This window comes from Amphibacillus sp. Q70, assembly GCF_052055485.1.
In the GTDB taxonomy this organism is placed as follows: domain Bacteria; phylum Bacillota; class Bacilli; order Bacillales; family Amphibacillaceae; genus Amphibacillus.
Genome location: NZ_CP197171.1, coordinates 3,421,448 through 3,436,894 on the forward strand (window position 1 = coordinate 3,421,448; position 15,447 = coordinate 3,436,894).

The window sequence follows — 15,447 nt, forward strand, 5'->3', positions numbered from 1 at the left end:
AAGAATCTGTCAATTATTTCTCAAAAGGATAGAACGTAATCACACTCCGAATCACCACTAGAACAGGGACAGCTACAATCATACCCAATATTCCTGCTAGTTCACTGCCAATTAATAGGACTAGAATCACAAGGACGGGATGAGTTCGAATGCTGTATCCTAAAATAAAAGGTGAAATAATATTACTTTCAATAACTTGAACAAGAAACACACAAATGATCAAATAAAAAGCCAATTGGGTTGAGGTTGTTAAAGCAATTAGAACAGCTGGTGCTGCCCCAAGAATTGGACCAAAGTAAGGTATAATATTCATCACAGTCATGAATAAAGCTAATAGTAATGAAAAGTCTATTTTTAATACCCAATAAACAATATAGGTTGTTAGACCAACAAAGAGACTAATTAAGAGCTGTGCCCTTATGTAGTGTGCTAAATCTTTATTTAAATGGAAGATCAATTGTTTTGATTGCTTCTGATAGCGTTTCGGAATCAGATTCATCAACTGCATCTTCATTTTATTTCGGTCAAGCAAAAAATAATAAACTAAAACAGGAACTACAGCTAAGCTAATTAAATATTCACTTATCACACTCATACTGATTACTTTATTTTCTAGCCATGTTGCACTTGAAACTGATATTTTTTTAACCATCTCATCTAGCTCACTATGAATGGGATCTGGTAAAACATGAATCATTTGATCAAACTGATTAATCCAATTCCGATAATTATCTAATAACAAGGGTAGCTGTTCAATAAATCTTTTTACTTGTTCTCTAAAAATTGGGTAAGTAAAATAAATCAATAAACCAAGACCCATAATGAAAACAAAATATATGATTAAGATCGCTAACCATCTTGGAATAAAGCGACCATTTAGCTTTTCAACAATTGGATTCAGAAGATAAGTAAATAGAATGGCTAGAACAAATGGTAAAATAATTTTGTAGAGACTGGTTAGAAACAGACGATAGTTTGGAAATATCCGAACAATTAAGAATAAAATGATTAAAGCGAGAATAGCTAGAACACCTATGCGCACTAGCTTTTTAAAAAATATAGACTTAGTCTCGCTATTCATGTCACTGGACACGGCGCTCAGCTTCAGTAAACAAATCATCTAAGGGGAGTAAGCTCCCGTCTAAATCAACCTCATGAACATGAAAAAGATCATGTTTCTTCCGTAATTCAATACAACAATTCCAGCAATAATAATGGTCTGGGGCAATTTTACCAAGATTCTTCGACTGACAATTAATACATTGCAACAAAAAAACACCCTTTCATACAATAGATATTCATATTATGGTATGAAAAAGTGTAATTTAAACATAAAATTCTCTTTAAGTTAAAAAATCGAAAGGTGATAAATTCAATTCTTCTTCAGACTGTTCAGCCAGTCGCTGAGCATATTCATCATCACTTAATACTTTTGTTAATCTTTCTTGTAATGTTGTGTTTCGCTTATTGGTGTCTTCTTCTTTAAGTCCAGTTAAAAATGATTGTTCATTACCACAAATGATCAGTGATTGTTTGGCACGGGTGATCGCAGTATATAGAAGATTCTTTCGTAACATTCGGCGAAAACTTCGATCAATTGGCATGATGATAATTGGAAATTCACTACCTTGTGATTTATGAATCGAAATGCAGTACGCATGCATAATATTTAATAAATCCTTTCGGTTGTATACAACATCAATATCATCATAAGTCACAACAAGCTGTTCTTCCTGCTCAACATTTTCATTTGCTTTAAAAATAGCCGTTATCTGACCAATATCACCATTAAACACCCCATCTTCTGGCTGATTCACAAGCTGAATAACCTTATCACCTGTTCGAAAAATAGTATCCTTTGTTCTTAATTCACGAACATCATTCCGTTTTGGATTGACAATCTGCTGAATTTCCTGATTAATTCGATGAATACCTACTTCCGTTTTATACATGGGAGCTATTATCTGCATTTGCTTAATGTCAAAGCTTTTGTTTAGTGCTTTCTGAACAATTTGCTTTAAAGCATCGATCATTTCCCAGGTTTGACATTTAATAAAGTTAAAATCATTTGCCTTTACTAACGACTTTTGTTCGACTTGATTATGCTTAATTTGGTGAGCAAGTTCAATAATCTTGGAACCTTCCTTTTGTCGATAGACTTCGTCGAGCTTGACTGACTTAATTTGCTTCGATGTTAATAAATCTGCCAGTACATGACCTGGTCCAACTGAAGGAAGCTGATCCTCATCACCAACCAATAAAACATGCATGTCAGTAGGTACCGCTTTAAACAGTTGATTAGCTAAGAAAATATCAACCATTGAAAATTCATCAACAACAAGTAAACGCCCTTCCAATGGATTCATTTCATTTTTTTCAAACCCTTCATGACCATCCCAACCTAAGAGACGATGAATAGTAACCGCTTGAATACCAGTAGACTCTGATAATCTTTTGGCAGCTCGTCCTGTTGGAGCAGTTAAAATAAATGGAAATTTGGATTGACTACTATAATCGGCTAGATTTAAAGATAATTCATGAAGTGAGCTAAAAGCACGCAAAATTCCTTTGATAACAGTTGTCTTTCCTGTTCCTGGACCACCAGTTAAAATCATCACTTTTTCCTGTAGAGCTTGTTTAATCGCATCATATTGCTCTTTTCCATAGCTAAGTGTTTCTTCCTCTTCAATCTCTCCAACTAACTTTAACAATTCTGCTTCTGGAATTTGATCAATCTCTTTCTGATCTAAAACACGTTTTAAATGGGTTGAAAAACCCGCTTCTGCATAATATAGAAATGGCAAATAAACTCTCTCATCCTCAAGAACTAGTAAACCTTCCTCCGCTAATTCAACCAACTGTTGGTTAATATCTGCTTCAGTAATTTGATGAAGTTCAGCCTCTAATAACCGTTTAGTAAGCGGGAAAAGTTCGTCTAATGTTAAAAAAACATGACCCTCTTGCATGGCTTCATGTAAAGTATAAAGACACCCAGCCCGAATACGTGACGGATGATTGAGTTCGAGTTCATTTTGAATCGCTATTAAATCAGCTCGATGAAAGCCGAACCCATGAATATCAAAGACGTATTGATATGGATTAGATAATAAAATATCGACTGCTTGCTCTCGATAGGTTTCATATATCTTTTGAGCCATTTTTAACCCAATTCCATATTTGGATAAATGGACAACGACAAAGTCAAATCCTTGATGCTCTCTTAGCTGTTCAACTAACCCGTCTTTCCGTTCTTTTGTAAGTCCTGTAATCTGATCCAGTTCCGTGGGGTCATTCATGATTTTGTCGATCGCCGTTTCACCTAAATGGTCAACAATTCTCGATGCAGTTTTCTCACCGATTCCATAGAAAAGATCACTAGATAAGTAAGCAACTAAACCTTCTTTCGTATCTGGTAAATAACGTTTATATGCCTTAACATCATATTGTAAGCCAAATCGCTTATGTTCAACTAATTCTCCATTAAATATGTATACCTCACCTGGTAATAACTCACTAAAATAACCCTTCACAACGATGTCCGGTTCATCATACGCCTCATTTGTTTCTAGAACCTTAATTTTTGCAATGGAAAAATGCTCAGTCGCATTTGAATAAATCGTATAAATAAGTTCTCCTCTTATATATCTATCTGATTGAATGAGTATTTGCTCTTCCATTACAACTAGCTCCTTTTTAACACTATCGCAAAAAAATAAGATCTGATCAATAATCGGATCAGTAAAACTAAGCTTGCACCCTAACGTTTGGGTGACAAACTAAGTTTTGCTACACTCCTATTCTTACGACTCCTTAAGTTCCTCAATTTGGGTTAATAACTGTTCAGCCATATAATAATCCGGCTCAATTTCTCGGATTCTTTCTAAATGGACAATGGCTTGGTCTGTTTTTTCTAAAAAGAGAAGAGCTACGGCTAAATTGTAACGAGCATCAGCATGTGTTGAATCTTTAGCTATAATTTCTTCAAAGATTGACACGGAAAGATTGATTTGATCCGTTTCTGCTAATGCCAGTCCATATTGAAAGATCACTTCGAGATCAGCTGAATTCAATTCATAAGCCCGTTGTAAAAAAGGTAAAGCACGTCTTGAATCAGACTGATTTCGCCATGATAAGCCTAACATAAAATAAGCATCAGCTTCATCTAAACCAATCTCAATAGCTTGCTGATAATATTGTGCTGCTTGTTGATAATCTTCTTGTTCAAAAAATAAGTGTCCTAAGCCATAATAAGCGGTAGCCGCATGCTGATCCAATTCAATGGCACGTCGAAAAAACTGCTCTGCTCGATTAATGTCATCGATGTGGAGTAATAAATTTGCAAAATTAATATAGCCAACTGGATCCGTCGGGTTTTCTTCAATAACTTGTTGAAAACTTATCGCAGCTCCTTGATAATCTTGATTTCTCATTTGAGAAATACCTTTAGTTAGTGCATCATCCAACGCCTCTCACCTCTTTTGTTGACACAATATTTATTCATTTTTCACGACAGATGGATAAGAGGCTGACTGTGAAAAGCCAGCGCTGCCTTATCCCACATAGTCTAATTGCTTACCAGCTCGGTAAATTTCATTTATTGTCCCGCCACCAAGGCATACTTCATCTTGATAAAAAACAACAGCTTGACCAGGTGTAATAGCTCGCGCTTCCTGGGCAAAATCAACTAAAACCGTTTGATCATCACGAATGGTCACTGTGACGCGGCTATCTTTTTGGCGATATCTGAATTTTGCCGTGCATTCAAATGTATTACTCTCCATCTCATTAACCCAATTGACATCTTCTGCAACGAGTTGATTCGATTTCATATAAATGTTGTCATCACCTGATTCAACATATAAAACATTTCTAGTTAAATCTTTGCCAACAACAAACCAAGGACCGCCAGAGCCACCGATACCTAGCCCTTGGCGCTGACCGATTGTATAATACATTAAACCGTCATGTGAACCCTTATCTTCACCAGACATCGTTTCGATCCGGCCGGGTTGAGCAGGCAGATATTCACTTAAAAATGTTTTAAAATCTCGTTCACCGATAAAGCAAATACCTGTACTATCTTTTTTATTAGCTGTCACTAAACCATGCTCTTGGGCAATTTTTCGTACTTCACTTTTCGGGAGATGACCTAATGGGAACATAACTTTTTTTAAGACATCACTTGAAAGCTGATTTAAAAAGTAAGTTTGATCTTTATTATCATCAACTCCTCGTAATAGTTCGACTCGATCACCGCTGACACGTGTTCGAGCATAATGCCCTGTGGCAACATAATCTGCTCCTAATGAAAGAGCATGGTCAAGAAAAGCTTTAAACTTTATTTCTTTATTACACATTACATCAGGGTTTGGGGTTCGACCTGCTCGATATTCTGCTAAGAAATAGCTAAAAACCTTGTCCCAATACTCTTGCTCAAAGTTAACAGCGAAATAAGGAATCTCAAGCTGGTTACAAACACGAACCACATCATCATAATCTTCTGTTGCGGTACAAAAACCATCTTCGTTAGTATCATCCCAGTTTTTCATAAAAATCCCAATGACTTCATAGCCTTGTTGCTTTAACAATAAAGCGGTAACTGATGAATCAACCCCACCACTCATGCCTACAACAACACGTGTTTTTTTATTATCATGCTCATTCATTTATTTCACTCCCTTCACTTAACCTTGTAGTCATTTGCTCAACTACATGAATCACGCGGTTAGCTGCTTCAATGATTTGAGCCTCATCATTTGCTAAGCCAAAGCTGAAACGGACTGAATTTTCCGTTTTTGGATGATCAACACCATACATCGCAGTTAACACATGTGAAGACTCAATTGATCCAGCTGTACAAGCACTTCCACTAGAAGCAGCTAAACCTTCAAGATCTAAATTCATTAACAAGGGCTCAACCTTTATATTTGAAAAACTAATATTTAATATCGTAGGAGCCAGTTCGTTAAGATTTCCATTGATTGAAAAATCAAGATCAGCTTGCTTTAATTGTTGATAAAATAGATCACGATACCGTTTATAACGATTAAACTGCTGATAGTTATCTTGTTCAATTCTTTCAATTGCATAACGCATTCCAGCAATGGCAGGGAGACTTTCTGTCCCTGGTCGCTTTAAACGCTCCTGATTACCACCATGTTGTAAGGCATTAAACTTAACCTCTTTCCGAGCATATAAAAAACCAATTCCTTTAGGTCCATTAAGCTTATGTGCAGAAGCTGATAAGAGATCTACCCCTAATTCTGTGACATCTAATCGGATCAACCCATAGGCTTGGACAGCATCAGTATGAAAATAAGCTTGATGCTCTTTTAATAACTTGGCAATTTCTTTAATGGGTTGAATCGTCCCCACTTCATTATTAATCATCATAATGGATACTAAAATGGTGTCTTCTCGTAAACTATTGATCACAAGCTTAGGATCTACGTAACCTGCTTCGTCTACCGATAAATAAGTGACTTCAAAGCCAAGCGACTCAAGGTACTCGGCCGCGTGTAAATTGGCATGGTGTTCAATAGCTGTCGTAATAATATGCTTACCTTTGTCTTTATTGGCTAAGGCAACACCAAGAAGAGCTAAATTATCAGCTTCAGTACCACCACTCGTAAAATAAAGCTCTTTTTCATTGGCACCAATGCTTTTAGCTAAATAGCGTCTATTCTCATCAAGCAATCCACGGGCACGCCGACCAAATCCGTGAATACTTGATGGATTACCGTAGACCTCTCCCATAACTTCAGTCATTTTATGAATCACATCAGGGTGCATGGGGGTCGTAGCAGCATGGTCTAAATAAATTGCATCCACTTTTGTCCCTTCCTTCTTTAGCAAAACTAGATATAGAACATATAAGGTTCATTCTCTTCCACTTCTTCATATTTAGATAAATCAGCTAATGTTGTCGTATCAAGTACATCTTTTACTGCATCACGAATTCTTATCCATAATGATTGTTGTGCAGGTTCCTCATCCTCAATTCCTTCAACTGGTGTAATTGGACCTTCTAACGTTCGGATAATATCAGCAGCTGTGATTTGACTAGCTGATCTAGCTAATTTATAACCGCCATAAGCTCCTCGTACACTCTTAACTAAGCCGGCATTGCGCAAAGCTGGTACAAGTTGTTCCAAATAATGCTCTGATAAATCATGATTTTGAGCAATACTTTTTAACGAAAGGGGTTTTTGATCTTTACATTTAGCCAAGGCAATCATAATGGTTAACCCATAGCGACCTTTTGTTGAAATTTTCATAACATATCCGCTTCCCTTCTCATACTATTTATCTTAACATGAATGCTGTGTTTGTTTCATTAATTATAGCATGAATCTCTATTATCACTTGCATTTCATTGATAAAATTCGTACGATTAAAACAACTGAGTCATCGAACTTTAGCTTTTACAAATGTATAATATTCTAAATGATATAAATCATTAAAGTCAAGTAGAACCGCTTCAATATCATGAGTAAAGGAGTTTTTTTATGTCCAAACAACCACTCGCTTTTCGCCTACGCCCTAAACATATCAATGATATCATTGGTCAGAAACATCTCGTTGGCGAAGGCAAAATGCTTGAACGAATGGTTAGTGCAGAACGTTTAGCATCAATGATTTTATTTGGTCCTCCTGGAACAGGTAAAACATCACTGGCTATTGCCTTAGCTAAATCAATTGGTCTACGCTATAAAATATTAAATGCTGTTATTGATAAAAAGAAGGATATGGAAATTGCTGTTGAAGAAGCAAAAATGTCTGGGACGTTAGTCATTATTTTAGATGAAGTCCATCGTTTAGATAAAGCCAAGCAAGACTTTCTATTACCTCATATTGAAAGTAATTTAATCACTTTAATTGGGTGTACAACAAGTAACCCCTATCATTCAATTAACCCTGCTATTCGAAGTCGTGTTCATTTATTTGAGCTCTATCGCTTAACAGCCGAAGAAGTTGAAGAAGCACTGATAAGAGCCTTAAATGATAAAGAAGAAGGATTAGGAAACCTTTCTATCGATATTACAAAAGAAGCACTTGAACACTTTGCGAACGCTTCAGGGGGTGACTTGCGCGGAGCCTTAAATGGTCTGGAATTGGCCGCTTTCTCAACAAAGCAAGAAAAAGGACAAACCATTAAGATTGATTTAACTGTTGCTGAAGCCTGTATGCAGAAGAAAAGTTTTTCTCACGATAAGGGAGGCGATGCACATTATGACGTCCTATCTGCCTTTCAAAAATCAATTAGAGGAAGTGATGTCAATGCCGCCCTCCATTATCTCGCTCGCTTAATTGAGGCGGGTGATTTGCAAAGCATTGCTCGGCGGATGACTGTCATTGCTTATGAAGATATTGGACTTGCCAATCCTCAAGCCGGTACGAGAACACTTGCTGCAATCGAAGCTGCCGAACGGATTGGATTCCCAGAAGCACGAATTCCGCTATCTGTTGCATTGGTTGAATTGTGCCTTTCACCTAAATCAAATTCTGCATATAAAGCGCTTGATCAAGCAATGTACGATGTACAACACCATGATATCGGCGATGTTCCTCTACATTTAAAAGATAGTCACTATCAAGGGGCTAGCCAATTAGGTAGAGGAGTGGACTATAAATATCCTCATAACTATCCAGGGGCTTGGGTAAAACAGGACTACTTACCTGAACCACTAAAAAATAAAAAATATTATCAACCCATAGAAACTGGTAAATTCGAACGTGCCTTAAAGCAAATGTACGATCACATCAATAATCAATAGAAAAACCGGACAAGTTTACCCGGATCTTTACTGCTGACCAAGTGAAGTATTCCTCAAAGAGGTTGCTTTTTCGAATGACAAGGAAGACTTTGATAGCGATATATCTCACGAATAAAATATTTTTTATTTTCGAACAGTATTCATGTTTTCCTGCTGTTGATTCGAATAATAAAGCTTACTTTTGCTTCTTTTTTGGGTGAAAGTGAGTTTTTTTTACACTCATGAATAATTAAACTAGCTTTTGTCCATACTTTTCTTATAGATAACCTATCGATCTAATAAATAATGAAATGAAACTATCGAGATAAGGAGTGATAAAGGATGGCGAAGGTTAGACAAGATGCCTGGTCACAAGAAGATGACTTATTACTAGCAGAAACTGTTTTAAGACATATTCGTCAAGGAAGTACACAATTAAATGCTTTTGAAGAGGTTGGTGATAAACTTAATCGCACCTCTGCTGCCTGTGGTTTTAGATGGAATGCTGAGATTCGACAAAATTATGAACAAGCCGTTGCAATCGCAAAACGTCAAAGAAAGCAAAATAAGCGTGAACAATTGCGCCAACATAAGAAGTCAGATACTGCAACTCAGCTATATCAACCGCAAGAACCAGTTAAACAGAAGCAAAAAAGTAGTCAAACCAGTAAGCAACTTGAACAACAATCAATAGATTTGGAACAAGTTATTGATTACTTAATAGGATTAAAACAAAAAAATGACCAATCTCATCAACAAATGGCTGATTATAGTAAACTAGAAAGTGAACATCAGCAACTGTTAAATGAAAATGCACTATTAAACAAACAGGTTAAATCGTTAGAAAAGCAAGTAGAAACGATTCAAGAGGATTACCAAGCCTTTCTTCAAATTATGGATCGGGCTAGAAAAATGGTTGTCTTTGAAGATGATGATGAAAAAAAATTACCGACTTTTGTAATGGACAAAAACGGTAATTTAGAACAAGTGGCTCGGTAACAAAGAAACATACTAAAAACTCGAATAGAATTCTATTCGAGTTTTTTCATTTGAAATATCAGTTGAAATGCGATAATGAGTTATTCTGTTCGGGTTTTGGATTGAAATTTAGTCCAAAGCTCAACATAGGGATACCATTTGGAATTTTAACTTGTTATAAAGAAGCTGTTGCAAAATGGATGATGGACAATCTTGTGACAACTTCTTTTTGCGTAATCTAATCTATATGTATAAATTGAATATCAAAGCTCATTCACAATCTTAACTCCTGCTTAGAAAAAACGGCGTAGAACACACCTATTCGATGTTTTGATCAACAACTCAAGGCAAAATGGCAAATAGAGACCTTCTATCATCCATTTCAGACAAAATCATAAGACAAAATGTCGGAGAGAAGCCTTCTATCATCCATTTCAAACAAAACATCAAGCTAAAATGTTGGATAGAACACTGCTATCACGTGTTTTGAACTTCTATTCCAATCAAACTGTCGAATAGAGTCCATCTATCCGACAGTTTGATTGAAATGGCGAACCAAAAGGTCGAATAGAATATTTCCATCGCATTTTTAATACTAACAAAGAAAAAAGCTATTGAACAATATATCCTTCATTGTACAATAGCCTTTTTATTTGGTTAAATATGTATCAATCCCGATCGTGCCGTCTCCAGAAAAAGTTTTGAACCCGCTCTAAGCAGGTGGGTGTCTTATTTCTTATTTTTTACGTCCTAAATGTTAGGCGTGTAATCCACAAGAAAACATCAGACTCCCAAATTTAAAATGTTCGGTCAAAACATAATAAATTCAACGGACACATCAGGATCAATTCATGAATTCATGATTAACTTATGAATTTATACTAGCATATGTTTTTTTAATAATCAAGTCTTTGGAAAGGGGTTTCATCAACTATAGCTCTTTATTTTTTGCCTCTCTTAACATTAAATGTAACTCAGTTAATTGTGTATCACTCACTTCACTTGGTGCTTCTGTTAATGGATCTGAGGCAGAGGCTGTTTTAGGAAATAGAATCGTATCACGTAAATTTTTCTTTCCGGCTAACAGCATCACTAAGCGATCAAAACCTAGAGCAATTCCCCCATGTGGCGGTGTCCCATATTCAAGTGCTTGTAGTAAGAAACCAAATTGAGCATTTGCCTCTTCTTTAGAAAATCCTAAGACACTGAACATTTTTTCCTGAAGATCTTTTTGATAAATACGTAACGATCCACCACCTAGTTCAAAACCATTTAAAACAAGATCATACGCTGACGCTTTTACTTCTGCTGGATTTGTCTCGAGTTTATCTACATCTGATTCAACAGGTAAAGTGAATGGGTGATGTGCCGCAACATAACGTTCTGCGTCACTATCATATTCTAATAACGGCCAATCCGTGACCCATAAGAAATTAAACTGTTCTTCATCAATTAAATTTAAATCTTTTGCTAATTTTTGTCTTAAAGCACCTAAGCTATCGTAAACAACTTGTTTTTGATCAGCAACAAATAACAGAAGATCACCATCACTCGCTGCCATTCTATTCATTAATTGACTCTGATCCTCTGGGTTGAAAAACTTAGCAATTGGACCTTTAAAGCCACCTTCTTCAATTTTGATCCATGCTAAACCTTTAGCACCATAAATCTTGACGAACTCTGTTAATTTATCTATGTCTTTTCTTGAAAAAGCATCTGCTTGCCTTTCAACTTTAATCGCACTTACCTTACCATTATTACTTATTGTATCCGCAAAAACTTTAAAATCTGAATCCTTGACTTGTTCAGATAGATCAACTAATTCTAAATCAAAGCGTGTATCAGGTTTATCTGAACCAAAACGGGACATAGCTTCGTCATAGGTCATTCTTGGTAAGGGCAATGTCAGTTCAATACCTTTAACTTCTTTCATAACCTTGTTCATCATCTTTTCAGTCATAGTCATGATCTCGTCGCTTGTCATAAAAGAAGTTTCAATATCTACTTGAGTAAATTCTGGTTGACGATCAGCTCGTAAATCTTCATCTCGAAAGCAGCGAGCAAACTGATAGTATCTCTCAAAACCTGCAACCATGATCAACTGTTTAAATAGCTGAGGGGATTGTGGCAAAGCATAAAAATGACCTTGATGTACACGACTAGGTACTAGATAATCGCGAGCCCCTTCTGGAGTGCTCTTTGTCAACATAGGGGTTTCCATTTCTAAATAGCTTTCTTCATTTAAAAATTGGCGAATCACTTGTGCTGTCTTATGACGGGTCTTGATTGTATTTTGCATCGATTCACGGCGCAAGTCGATATAACGATACTTCAATCGCGTATCTTCTGAAATATCTCTTTCTTCAAATACATTAATAGGTGGCGTTTTTGCTTCATTTAAAATGGAAATGGTTTCTACTGAAACTTCAATTTCACCTGTTTTCATTTTTGAGTTGACTGTACTTGCTTCACGCTCAACCACGATACCTTCTAGTTTTAATACATATTCATTACGTACAGTTTCAGCAATCTTCAACGCTTGTTGTGAAACAGTCGGATTGAAAACAACTTGTACAATTCCTGTGCGATCACGAAGATCAATAAAAATTAATCCACCTAAATCACGACGCTTTTGAACCCAACCTTTTAACATAATTTGCGTTCCGATATGATCTTTTGTTAATTCACCTGCATGATGACGTTCTGTTATCATTACTGCTACCCCCTCAAACGATCTTTTATATATTTCGAAATTTGGTCAAAACTTACGGCTTCCTGTTTCCCGGTTTTCATTTCTTTGACTAAAACAACCTGATCTTCTAATTCTTGATCACCAATGATCAATACAAATTTTGTATTTTCTCGATCAGCTGCTTTAAATTGTGCCTTCATTTTCTTTCCTAAATAATCTTTATCGACTTGTACATCAATATCACGTAATGATTTAGTTAGTTCAACCGCTTTTAATTCCGCCGCATCACCAAGCGCAACAATGTAACAATCTAAAGATTGATCAATCGGTAAAGAAATGCCCTCTGCTGCTAAAGCCATTAGCAGGCGCTCAACACTTAATGCAAAACCAATTCCCGGTGTGCTTGGACCATCTAATTCTTCAATCAAACCATTAAATCGTCCACCACCTGAAAGGGTAGTAATGGCTCCAAACCCTTCTGCATCACTCATAATCTCAAATGCAGTGTGATTATAATAATCTAAACCACGAACAAGATTAGCATCAATTACATAATCAATTCCCATGACATCTAAATAATGCTTAACTTGATCAAAATAGTGTTGTGCTTCCTCAGTTAAATAATCCAAAATCTTTGGTGCTGTTTTCATTGCTGAATGATCCCTATCTTTTTTACAATCCAAGATGCGAAGTGGGTTTTTTTCTAAACGAACTTGGCAATCCGAACAGAGCTCATCTTTGTATGGAGTAAAGTGTTTAATCAAAGCATCTCGATGAGCTTGTCGACTTTCTTGATCACCCAGAGTGTTTAAGACCAAACGTAATGATTTTAAACCAAGACTCTGATACAATGTCATAGCAAAATCAATCACCTCTGCATCAATAGCCGGATCCGCACTTCCTAAAGCTTCAATCCCAAACTGGACAAACTGTCGCATTCTTCCTTGCTGTGGGCGTTCATATCGAAACATTGGTCCATGATAAAACAATTTTTGTGGCTGTTGAGCAGAGCCATGAAGTTTATTCTGAACGTAAGCTCGAGCAACAGACGCTGTTCCTTCCGGACGAAGGGTTAATTGTCGATCAGCACGATCTTTAAAAGTATACATTTCTTTTTGAACAATATCCGTCGTATCACCAACTCCACGCTGGAAAACCTCAGTATGTTCAAACATTGGCGTTCGAATCTCCTTATAATTATATCGATGACAAAGCTCAAAAAACTTTTGCTCAACATATTGCCATTTCTCAGATTCTCCAGGAAGAATATCCTGTGTTCCACGCGGTAAATTAATCATTTCCCAGCCTCCTAAATATACAATTTAGTCATTTTATGTTTATTTTAAAACTAAATTAGACAACAAAAAAACGCCTCCCTAAATAAGGGACGAGCGTATACCCGTGTTGCCACCCTAGTTGAATTAATAAAATATAATTCCACTCATACAATTAACGCTTGTGCACGGCTAAGCTTACTTAACTTCAGCAAAGCATCTCAGGAGCGTCTTTCATTAAAATGCTTGATAGAGATCTTCCCAGCTTATAGATCTCTTCTCTTTGATCCGCTTATTTTAATTACTTTTTCCTTCATTGATATTAATATGAATAATCAAATTGTTTGAATTGTTTATAATATTACTGTCTCCCCCTAACAATGTCAAGCTGTTTTAAACCTTATCACTATTTTTGTTTTGACTTTGACTAGGTAAATTGATTATGATACAAATAGGTTTTACAACAATACATAACTAAAAAATAAACACGATGGAAGGAGGTAAAGTCGCAATCTATAAAATGATGAGCGACCCTTACATGATTATGAAAAATAAACACCGATTTTTATTTTATGCTACTGTTTTTATCCTGTCGTTTTTCTTTTTTCAGCAAACCGGATTCGCTCAAACTGTCCATATTGAAGCTGATGATCTTTTAGTACGCAGCGGGGCAGGCACTACCTATGAACAAATTGGGCATGTCAATCAGGGGGAAAGTTATCCATTAATAGATGAAAATGACGAATGGGTAGCAATTGATTATGAAGGTCAAACTGGCTGGATTAGCAAGCAATTTGCAACGATTGTTAATCAAGAAAATACAACTGAACAAGCTGTGACGAATAATGAAGCCGACAATAGTGAAACACCTGAGCCAGATCAACCAAATACAGACACTTTTAATATTCCTGTTGATCGAGTCAATTTACGATCAGAAGCTACCACTCAGTCTGACATTCAAGCTGTTTTAACTCAGGGAGAGACGGTGACAATCATAGAACATGTAAATGATCATTGGCTTGAAGTTGAGTGGCAAGATACCAATGGTTTTATCCCATCTTGGCTAATTGAACACGATTATAATCATACGAGTGGATTAAGTTCATCGCTAAAGGATAAAGTTATTGTGATTGATCCTGGTCATGGCGGTCACGATATAGGTGCCACTAGTGTGACTGACAATTATGAAAAACAATACGCCCTTTATACTGCCCGGACATTAAAAAATCAATTGGAGCTGCTTGATGCAAAAGTTTATCTGACTAGAGATGATGACTTTTATTATGCACTAACACCCAGATCAATATTAGCCAATTATTTATCTGCTGATGCCTTTTTAAGTATCCATTATAACAGTGAACCCCAGTACCCTTCTGCAAATGGAATGAATACTTATTATTTATGGGAAACCGATCAAGATTTAGCAGAGCATGTCCATCAAGGTTTGATTGATGAAACGGGAGCAAATGATCGCGGCATAGAGTCCGGTAACTTTCTTGTTTTACGTCTTTCAAAACAACCCGGCATCCTTTTAGAACTCGGTTTCTTATCCAATGATAATGAAGAGAAAATGATTCAATCCCCAGACTATCAAGATAAAATCAGTAAAGGGATTATTAATGGATTAGAAGGTTATTTTTCAAATCATTAATTTACTTTAATCTTGCTATCAAAATTGCGTACAGATGATTCGAATCATCTGCTAGCTAAAAACTAAAACAGGTGTAGAAAAATAATCCATTTTCTA

General features: G+C 36.2%; 12 protein-coding genes, 1 other RNA gene and 1 other annotated feature. Of the genes, 3 read left to right on the plus strand and 10 right to left on the minus strand.

Features of this window, described 5'->3' with window-relative positions; translation table 11 throughout:
* Window positions 1–13 precede the first annotated feature (13 nt).
* The 7 genes from ACS127_RS15515 to cymR form a co-directional block, all read right to left on the minus strand.
* Window positions 14–1,042: an AI-2E family transporter gene (locus ACS127_RS15515; protein ID WP_440895928.1), complete on the minus strand. Its 1,029-nt coding sequence runs from the start codon at window positions 1,040–1,042 to the stop codon at window positions 14–16.
* Between the two features lie 40 nt (window positions 1,043–1,082).
* Window positions 1,083–1,268, minus strand: coding sequence for a hypothetical protein (locus tag ACS127_RS15520; protein WP_440895929.1), 186 nt, complete (start codon window positions 1,266–1,268; stop codon window positions 1,083–1,085).
* 75 nt (window positions 1,269–1,343) lie between these two features.
* On the minus strand, window positions 1,344–3,677 hold the full coding sequence (gene recD2 / locus ACS127_RS15525) for an SF1B family DNA helicase RecD2 (protein WP_440895930.1): 2,334 nt from the start codon (window positions 3,675–3,677) through the stop codon (window positions 1,344–1,346).
* Between the two features lie 123 nt (window positions 3,678–3,800).
* Window positions 3,801–4,463, minus strand: a complete 663-nt coding sequence (locus tag ACS127_RS15530) for a tetratricopeptide repeat protein (protein WP_440895931.1) — start codon at window positions 4,461–4,463, stop codon at window positions 3,801–3,803.
* An 87-nt stretch (window positions 4,464–4,550) separates the two neighbouring features.
* Window positions 4,551–5,666: a tRNA 2-thiouridine(34) synthase MnmA gene (gene mnmA, locus ACS127_RS15535; protein WP_440895932.1), complete on the minus strand. Its 1,116-nt coding sequence runs from the start codon at window positions 5,664–5,666 to the stop codon at window positions 4,551–4,553.
* The gene (locus tag ACS127_RS15540; RefSeq protein ID WP_440895933.1) at window positions 5,659–6,831 is read right to left on the minus strand and encodes a cysteine desulfurase family protein; all 1,173 of its coding nucleotides are present in this window, start codon (window positions 6,829–6,831) and stop codon (window positions 5,659–5,661) included. Before ACS127_RS15540 ends, mnmA begins: the two co-directional genes overlap by 8 nt.
* Before the next feature lie 26 nt (window positions 6,832–6,857).
* On the minus strand, window positions 6,858–7,277 hold the full coding sequence (cymR, locus tag ACS127_RS15545) for a cysteine metabolism transcriptional regulator CymR (RefSeq protein ID WP_440895934.1): 420 nt from the start codon (window positions 7,275–7,277) through the stop codon (window positions 6,858–6,860).
* 231 nt (window positions 7,278–7,508) lie between these two features.
* Here cymR and ACS127_RS15550 point away from each other — a divergent pair, with 231 nt between their 5' ends.
* A complete protein-coding gene (locus tag ACS127_RS15550; RefSeq protein WP_440895935.1) occupies window positions 7,509–8,777 on the plus strand; it encodes a replication-associated recombination protein A in 1,269 nt (422 codons plus the stop codon).
* 321 nt (window positions 8,778–9,098) lie between these two features.
* Window positions 9,099–9,755, plus strand: coding sequence for an RsfA family transcriptional regulator (locus ACS127_RS15555; protein WP_440895936.1), 657 nt, complete (start codon window positions 9,099–9,101; stop codon window positions 9,753–9,755).
* Window positions 9,756–10,401: 646 nt separating this feature from the next.
* Here the strand turns inward: ACS127_RS15555 and ssrS are convergent.
* The 3 genes from ssrS to hisS all read right to left on the minus strand — a co-directional run bounded on the left by ssrS (window position 10,402) and on the right by hisS (window position 13,724).
* Window positions 10,402–10,582: non-coding RNA, 6S RNA (gene ssrS, locus ACS127_RS15560), on the minus strand.
* Between the two features lie 83 nt (window positions 10,583–10,665).
* The gene (gene aspS, locus ACS127_RS15565; protein WP_440895937.1) at window positions 10,666–12,447 is read right to left on the minus strand and encodes an aspartate--tRNA ligase; all 1,782 of its coding nucleotides are present in this window, start codon (window positions 12,445–12,447) and stop codon (window positions 10,666–10,668) included.
* A gap of 5 nt (window positions 12,448–12,452) precedes the next feature.
* Window positions 12,453–13,724: a histidine--tRNA ligase gene (hisS, locus tag ACS127_RS15570; protein WP_440895938.1), complete on the minus strand. Its 1,272-nt coding sequence runs from the start codon at window positions 13,722–13,724 to the stop codon at window positions 12,453–12,455.
* Window positions 13,725–13,806: 82 nt separating this feature from the next.
* Window positions 13,807–14,026 (minus strand) — a binding site (T-box leader).
* A gap of 218 nt (window positions 14,027–14,244) precedes the next feature.
* Between hisS and ACS127_RS15575 the strand changes: the two genes are divergently transcribed.
* Window positions 14,245–15,351 (plus strand): N-acetylmuramoyl-L-alanine amidase, encoded by a 1,107-nt coding sequence (locus ACS127_RS15575; protein WP_440895939.1) that lies wholly within the window; start codon window positions 14,245–14,247, stop codon window positions 15,349–15,351.
* Window positions 15,352–15,447: the final 96 nt, after the last annotated feature.

Bases quoted from the DNA above. Each gene is read 5' to 3' on its own strand.
- cymR (WP_440895934.1), bottom strand. From the start codon at position 7,277: ATGAAAATTTCAACAAAAGGTCGCTATGGGTTAACCATTATGATTGCC.
- ACS127_RS15575 (WP_440895939.1), top strand. From the start codon at position 14,245: ATGAAAAATAAACACCGATTTTTATTTTATGCTACTGTTTTTATCCTG.
- hisS (WP_440895938.1), bottom strand. From the start codon at position 13,724: ATGATTAATTTACCGCGTGGAACACAGGATATTCTTCCTGGAGAATCT.
- mnmA (WP_440895932.1), bottom strand. From the start codon at position 5,666: ATGAATGAGCATGATAATAAAAAAACACGTGTTGTTGTAGGCATGAGT.
- aspS (WP_440895937.1), bottom strand. From the start codon at position 12,447: ATGATAACAGAACGTCATCATGCAGGTGAATTAACAAAAGATCATATC.
- ACS127_RS15555 (WP_440895936.1), top strand. From the start codon at position 9,099: ATGGCGAAGGTTAGACAAGATGCCTGGTCACAAGAAGATGACTTATTA.
- ACS127_RS15550 (WP_440895935.1), top strand. From the start codon at position 7,509: ATGTCCAAACAACCACTCGCTTTTCGCCTACGCCCTAAACATATCAAT.
- recD2 (WP_440895930.1), bottom strand. From the start codon at position 3,677: ATGGAAGAGCAAATACTCATTCAATCAGATAGATATATAAGAGGAGAA.